This window comes from Enterobacter sp. PTB (assembly GCF_051130085.1).
Taxonomy (GTDB): domain Bacteria; phylum Pseudomonadota; class Gammaproteobacteria; order Enterobacterales; family Enterobacteriaceae; genus Enterobacter; species Enterobacter ludwigii.
Genome location: NZ_JBDKEE010000056.1, coordinates 1 through 6,501 on the forward strand (window position 1 = coordinate 1; position 6,501 = coordinate 6,501).

The 6,501-nt window shown below is 41.1% G+C and carries 8 protein-coding genes and 1 pseudogene; all 9 read right to left on the reverse strand.

Annotation, left to right across the window (positions count from 1 at the left end; all coding sequences use genetic code 11):
• Nucleotides 1-561: 561 nt before the first annotated feature.
• Nucleotides 562-1,008, reverse strand: a complete 447-nt coding sequence (locus AAIR21_RS27040) for a hypothetical protein (protein WP_020883480.1) — start codon at nt 1,006-1,008, stop codon at nt 562-564.
• Nucleotides 1,009-1,238: 230 nt separating this feature from the next.
• Nucleotides 1,239-1,688, reverse strand: a complete 450-nt coding sequence (locus tag AAIR21_RS27045) for a hypothetical protein (RefSeq protein ID WP_020883479.1) — start codon at nt 1,686-1,688, stop codon at nt 1,239-1,241.
• A 120-nt stretch (nt 1,689-1,808) separates the two neighbouring features.
• On the reverse strand, nt 1,809-2,909 hold the full coding sequence (gene tri1, locus AAIR21_RS27050) for an ADP-ribosylarginine hydrolase Tri1 (protein ID WP_032669867.1): 1,101 nt from the start codon (nt 2,907-2,909) through the stop codon (nt 1,809-1,811).
• A gap of 35 nt (nt 2,910-2,944) precedes the next feature.
• Nucleotides 2,945-3,325, reverse strand: a complete 381-nt coding sequence (locus AAIR21_RS27055; RefSeq protein WP_434682727.1) for an immunity protein Tsi6 family protein — start codon at nt 3,323-3,325, stop codon at nt 2,945-2,947.
• Between the two features lie 297 nt (nt 3,326-3,622).
• A pseudogene (locus AAIR21_RS27060) lies at nt 3,623-3,811 on the reverse strand (ADP-ribosylglycohydrolase family protein); the annotation flags it as partial.
• 16 nt (nt 3,812-3,827) lie between these two features.
• Nucleotides 3,828-4,175: an immunity protein Tsi6 family protein gene (locus tag AAIR21_RS27065; protein WP_020883477.1), complete on the reverse strand. Its 348-nt coding sequence runs from the start codon at nt 4,173-4,175 to the stop codon at nt 3,828-3,830.
• 260 nt (nt 4,176-4,435) lie between these two features.
• Nucleotides 4,436-5,506, reverse strand: coding sequence for an ADP-ribosylarginine hydrolase Tri1 (gene tri1, locus AAIR21_RS27070; RefSeq protein WP_434682728.1), 1,071 nt, complete (start codon nt 5,504-5,506; stop codon nt 4,436-4,438).
• Between the two features lie 25 nt (nt 5,507-5,531).
• Entirely contained in the window at nt 5,532-6,002 is a 471-nt protein-coding gene (locus AAIR21_RS27075) for a DcrB-related protein (protein ID WP_230391330.1), read from the reverse strand.
• 11 nt (nt 6,003-6,013) lie between these two features.
• Nucleotides 6,014-6,501: bacteriophage T4 gp5 trimerisation domain-containing protein (locus tag AAIR21_RS27080; protein WP_434682729.1), on the reverse strand; the 488-nt coding region annotated here is incomplete at its 5' end.

Sequence of the window (6,501 nt, forward strand, 5' to 3'; positions counted from 1 at the left end):
TTCCAGAACAGAAGCCCCTCCACCGGGAGCTGAACGGTAATTCGGTTGAGCATAATCTTTATTCCGTAATGGTTTTATGCTGGAGAAGATAATAAAAAAACGGATAAATGAAAAAAGCCATTTACTATTACATGTAACCAGACAGATGAAAAATCACCTGGGGGGGAAATCGTCGAGGAACCTATCATTTAATATATAACACTTAATTAACAAATTAAGAATACACTCTACGCATGGCACCATACTTTCCCCATGCTAAAAACAAAGCATTGGTATAAAGCACACATCTCTTCCGCAGCGATGAAATTTTCCCAGCACGTCCACAGTGTTACTCCGGAGATGGATAACCCCCTCTCATTCGTCAAGCCGACTTCAGTAATGTGTGGTGGAGTCAAACCTGCTGGCTTAACACGCATGGGAAATATCACCTGGTAATGAAGTATTTCCTTGTCAGTTGAGGTGTACAGCCATTTCCAGTCGTTCGCCTCAAGGTCTTCGTTACTGGTAGCGGAGGCTATGGGAAACGGATAGTTGTTCTAAGTGTTTATAATGTCTCTTCACTTAGGCCGCGGAGGCTAACCAGATACCATAGAATATAAGAATGCATCCAAATGATGCCAGGCATTTCGCCAGCAAAATCAATCCAGGGCCATATCTGTTTGCCAGCGATGACAAAATCGAATAATTTTGCTCCGTGTTATATCGCTGATGAAAACGCATTATAGTTTCAAATATTGTGCAAAGCATAATGACGAAAAACTTAGCCAATAATAGTGTGACAAACGAAGGCGGAATAACGATTAGTACCAACTCACCATCTTCTTTTGTCATCGAGGGGAAAATTTCCCGCAATCCGATCAACACGAAAACCAGAATAAAAGTGCCGACTAATATAAAAGATAATTTTACGAAAAAAACCACCCATTCTTTTTTGTTAAAATTATCTTTGCCATTCCAGATATAGGTAAGAGCGACCAATGAAAAAATAATAAACCCGAGAAACTTCATTGAATCCGCTGCTCCTTATTCGCTCGCCCGACTATGACAGTCACACACTAACAATTGGCGCCATGGCGGGTTGCGTGAGGATGATCACCGTAACCAGTTAACCGAGCTGCCTGCTGTGGTCGATGCACGCATCCGTATCGGGTCGGGTCAAGGGCATGACGCAAAGCGGAGACGCGGTTGCGGTAACAGTAGAAACTAGGGTATCCGTTATGCAACCTTAATCATTGTGCTTACTTTAACCAAAGACCCGAAAACATAAGGAAGCTTCCGAGGGAAATTAAGCTTTTAGCAACGATAAGTAAGCCAGGCGCGACGATGCGTGATATAGACGATATTTTTTCATAATTTTCCACATTGTAGCTTTTGTGCCCCCTCAGAATCCCCGAGAAAACAGTACAGAGCAGCACAACTGTGACCTTTAAACCCCATACGCACAGAAAAGACATAGAAAAAATGATCGAATATTGTTTGGCCGTTGCGATGGAAAACAATGACATCGACTGAGAAAGCCATTTAAACGTAAAGCCAATGACAACTGTGGCTACTAACACCAGAACCAACATCATCCCCGCCAGGAGCCACTTTTTCTTGTTAAAAAAATCTTTTCCATTCCAGATAAGCGCTAGTGTCCAAATCATAAAGAAAATAAAGAAAAACCAATGTATTACAATATTTCCCATTTATCCTCTTTAATCTTTTGTCAAAAGGGCAACACACTCAGCAATAACCATTAATCCCGCCATCTGCCTGAGCGGAAATTACGGCCAGCTCAACCCCTCACTATCCAAATATGAAAACAATTACAAGAAAGTATCTTCAGGAGCCCTGTCGAATAATTCACCTGCCATTCTGGCGATACGTTCGTGTTGTACCAATTTGTCTTTCCACTCCTGTGGGATACCGGAATAACCATACAGCGCACCCGCGATTTGCCCCGCCGTCGCCGCAACGCTGTCAGCATCATCGGCAAGATTGGCGGCCAACAGAATAGCATCTCTGAAATTATCCGTATTCCATACGGACCACATCGCGGCCTCAAGCGTATCGATGACATAACCACTTGAACGAATCTGATCGCGAGTTTTTTGCTTATATTCACCCGCGTTGATAATCATTACACGTGGCTGAAGCGGCATGACGTGTGGAGCAAAAACAAAATCTTTATTGCTGCCATTAATCATATGTACAAGTAAATAACTTAAATACTGTGTGCTATTTATTGCTTCCGCGGCACCGTGCGTGGCGATGCTCTGTTTTTTAGCTTCATAAAACGCTTTGCTTAATGACTTTCTAAAAAAAATTGAGACAGGGGCTTGTCTGATAATAGAAGCATTACCTGCAGTTTCTGGCGAAGTATTACCGCTCCACCCAGGACCAACAGTTAAATATTGTTCTAAGGCAAAGCGAGTTGTATTACCTATATCAAAACAGATGCCATTTGAACTGTTATAACCATGCTGATACCATTCCAGAAGCTTATTCCTGAAGCATATAGTATCAGCATCACCTTTCTCAAGAAGCGTTTCCGCAAGACATAATGCCATGGATGTGTCATCCGTCCATTCGCCTGCGCGAAGTCGAAATGGCCCACCTCCTGTCATATCTTTGACGTATGCTCTGTCACGCGGTAAAAATTCGAGCGTAGTGCCTACGGCATCTCCAACAGCAAGACCAATAAGCGCACCAACAGCACGATCTCGCGATTCCACTAGTGAGATGTTGCATGATGGTGTTAAGTCCCATTGTTTTTGGGCATCGCAATCAAAAGATGATTCTAATAGTTTATCATTATATTTATACTGCATTTTCTGCTGGACTGAAAGACTACTAACAGGTAAGTACTTACGATATCTATCTACATATTTTAACAATACATTCAAATTAGCATGTAAATCAATCACCATCCACCCATAATAAAATATATCTAATATCAACCCTAAAATTCATCAGGATATTTCATTTTAAGATTTTGTTGTTTTATTCTATAATTGGCATCAACCTCATGCGGGAGCCTAACCTTTAATCCTCGGCGGATTTGATCAACAATAAACCAGGCATCCGACAACCTTTCAAAAAACAACTCATCCGAATTATCAAACTCCTTAGCTGCATACATACCGAACGTCATTTTCGATAATTTCGCCTTATCCTTTTCCTTGCCTTCGATTAGGTCCCGCAGAAATAATAATTGTTGTACTGTAGAGTCGTACATTTGCAAAAGCGGGGATTGGGGATTACTTTTTCTAACTTCAGCATATCTCTTTTGAGATAAACTTAATGTTTTTTCAACATAATCCAAGGCTGTTATTTCATTCATTATATTGAGTCAAATTATTAGAGTGAGAGCGCGCCTATTATTCCCGACCACTTCTGTCTGATAAAATCAGTCACCACATTTTATTAAAGGAAGATAATAGAATTAAGAGGGGAAATTAAAAAATCACTTTCTTTATTAATGAGTGACTATCATCAAATATGGTCCACTTGATATTTCGACATATTTCAACACTGGAAAAGTAAGTTGTTTCGTCTCACATCCAACTTCGCATCAACACAACATTTTCTATTCAACTTAATGGCACGCTATAATAGCCGCGCCATATGATTTATACAATTACCAGAAATTATCCTCAAGTGCTCTATCGAATAGTTCACCTGCCATTGTGGCGATACGTTCGTGTTGTTCGAGTTTATTTTTCCAATCCTGGGGAATACCGGAATCACCATATAATGCTCCAGCTATTTGCCCCACCGTCGCCGCAACGATGTCAGCGTCATAGGCAAGGTTGGCGGCCAGCAGAATTCAAAAAAACTGCCTATCACTTACGATATCTTTTTTGTCTTTTCAAATATTCCACATCTTGTTCATGAGGAAGAATGATCTTCAATCCTTTCCCCATCTGCGAAGCTATATAATTAGCATTAGATAAATGCTCAGCAAGTTCGGCATCTGTTGTATCAAATTCTTTAGATGCAAGTACTCCAAGATTCAATGAATGTAATTTACTTTTATCTTTTTCAGCGCCAACCAAAACAGATTTAATATAATCCAACTGGCACTTCACCATAACATACAGTGAAAAATCAGGTTTTGTTTCCAATCGTTTATTGATTATATCAATGGCATCATTGATATAATTCAGCTCGTTATAATTTTCTTTATTCATGAGCACTCTTAGACATATTTTTATCTGAATAAATTCTGTACCCCCCTACCTTTTGGCTGGTAGAGATATTTTTTTAACTAGCCAAATACCAGGTACAGGAAGCAATATTACCGAACTACTCTACTTTTTTTGCATAATTCAGTATATTTTCTATGCTGGCAAAGTGAGTTGTTTTCCTCACATGTTACTTCACATTAACCCAACATTTTCCCTTCAACTCAATGGCACGCTACAATAGCCGTGCCATATGAATTATTCAATTATAAAAAATTATCCTCAGGAGCTCTATCGAACAGTTCACCTGCCATTTTGGCGATACGCTCGTGTTGTACAAGTTTGTTTTTCCACTCCGACGGAATACCAGAATAACCATATAATGCTCCCGCTATTTGTCCTGCCGTCGCCGCAACGCTGTCAGCATCATCGGCAAGATTGGCAGCCAGTAGAATTGCATCATGGAAATTGTCAGTATTCCATACGGACCACATCGCGGCCTCAAGCGTATCTATTACATAACCACTTGAACGAATCTGATCGCGAGTTTTTTGCTTATACTCACCCGCATTTATGATCATTACACGCGCGCATAGTGGGAAAACATGAGGGGAAAAAGCTTCTTCTTTTTTATAACCGTTAATTAAATAGTGTAATACCAATCCGAGAAATTGGCATGCATTAATTGACTCTACCGCGCCATGAGTTGCGCGACTCTGAGCCTGGGATTCGAAGTAAATCGCGCGCAGCGATTTTCGACGAAAGATAGACACCGGAGCTTGACGAATAACCGCAGCATTACCAGCAGTGTGTTTCTCGGTATTACCATACCATGAAGGCCCGATACGCAGATACTGTTCAAGCGCAAATCGCATCGTATTGCCAATATCGAAACACCGACCATTACTGCTATTATCACCGTTAAGATACCATTTAACGAGATATTTTCTAAGTATATCGGTATGCATTCTGTTTTCTGAAAGATAAGTTTCCGCCAGACATAATGCCATGGACGTATCATCCGTCCATTCACCGGGTTTTAAATGAAAAGGTCCGCCACCAATCATATCCGCTACATGTTCACTGTCTCTTTTCTTAAACTCAAGAGTAGTGCCGACTGCGTCCCCAACAGCCAAACCGACCAGCGCCCCAAGTGCTTTATCACGTGAAATATCTTCAGTCGTAATTAAAGGTAATGTTTCATCCCAGGCTTGTGAAGAACTCAAACCATCAATACCGTTATTTTTTATTGCCTTACGGACATTAATTGGCATGTATGTACGATAGCGATCGGCATAATGATTGATTACAGAGTCTTCAGTATGAAGGTCGATCATGGTATTACCCTTAATTCTATATTTGTTATCCCAAGTTCATCTGACCTGCTGATAACCTCAAACGATGTATTAGGCTTAAATAGCACTTCAGTCTCTGTTGCATTGAATTCTGAAAGGAAGTCAATTTTCCGGCCGGAAAAAACATCAACTCCATCTTTTGCCCGCCAGGATGGTCAGCGAGTAAAATCACCGTCTGCTTCTGAAAAATGACCGAGTTATCATTTTTAAACTGATAAAAAAGCTCTACCGCCGGATGACCATTAACAGAAGTCATCTGAGAGGATTCAAGACGAAAGTCGGGCACCGTAATTTCCAGTTCACGCGTCAGTCGGGTAGCCGCATCATGGACTTTATCTTCGTTTTTTGCCGTCGCACAAGAAACAACAAAAGTAAACTCGCTAGCTCCGTTATCACTCATGGTGAATAAATTCATGGTTCTGTCTTTAAATACATCGGGCAAGGCGAGTGTTGCTTCCTGAAGGATATATTCGGCCATTCTGGTTATTCTTATTTATTGGCATTAAAAACAAAAAAACCATCCACTTCCTGCTGGATTTCACCCTGATGGGATGCACCTGGTGGGTCGATGACATTACGTCCGTCATCAGGGTTTAAGTGCAACTCCCCGGAAAGCGTATTAATTTGAGCATTCTGTTTTGCAGTAAAGTTAAAGTTATTACCAATGATATGAACGCTACCGTCTTTTGATAGCTCGATGGCGCTTTCACCACATTCCAGTCTCAGCGTATTACCTGCGGAAAGTATAAAATTATTAACGACCTTATCGTTTCGACTGTTCCCCGTCAGGCATACCACATCGCCTTTAATCCCTGATTTCTGGTTTTTCGCTACCCGTAAGGTTTCATCTTCACCAACAAACTGGGTACGATTTTTTTCGGTAGAGTGAGACTCGTCATTTTTGACGTTAATATCCAGATTCCGCTCAGCCTGGATCCACACCTGCTCTGCGCCCGCCTTGTCCTCAAAGCGCAGGG

Excerpts from the sequence above, each read along its gene's own strand:
- AAIR21_RS27040 (WP_020883480.1), bottom strand. The coding sequence starts at position 1,008 with ATGAAGTTTCTCGGGTTTATTATTTTTTCATTGGTCGCTCTTACCTAT.
- AAIR21_RS27045 (WP_020883479.1), bottom strand. The coding sequence starts at position 1,688 with ATGGGAAATATTGTAATACATTGGTTTTTCTTTATTTTCTTTATGATT.
- AAIR21_RS27055 (WP_434682727.1), bottom strand. The coding sequence starts at position 3,325 with ATGAATGAAATAACAGCCTTGGATTATGTTGAAAAAACATTAAGTTTA.
- AAIR21_RS27065 (WP_020883477.1), bottom strand. The coding sequence starts at position 4,175 with ATGAATAAAGAAAATTATAACGAGCTGAATTATATCAATGATGCCATT.
- tri1 (WP_434682728.1), bottom strand. The coding sequence starts at position 5,506 with ATGATCGACCTTCATACTGAAGACTCTGTAATCAATCATTATGCCGAT.
- AAIR21_RS27075 (WP_230391330.1), bottom strand. The coding sequence starts at position 6,002 with ATGGCCGAATATATCCTTCAGGAAGCAACACTCGCCTTGCCCGATGTA.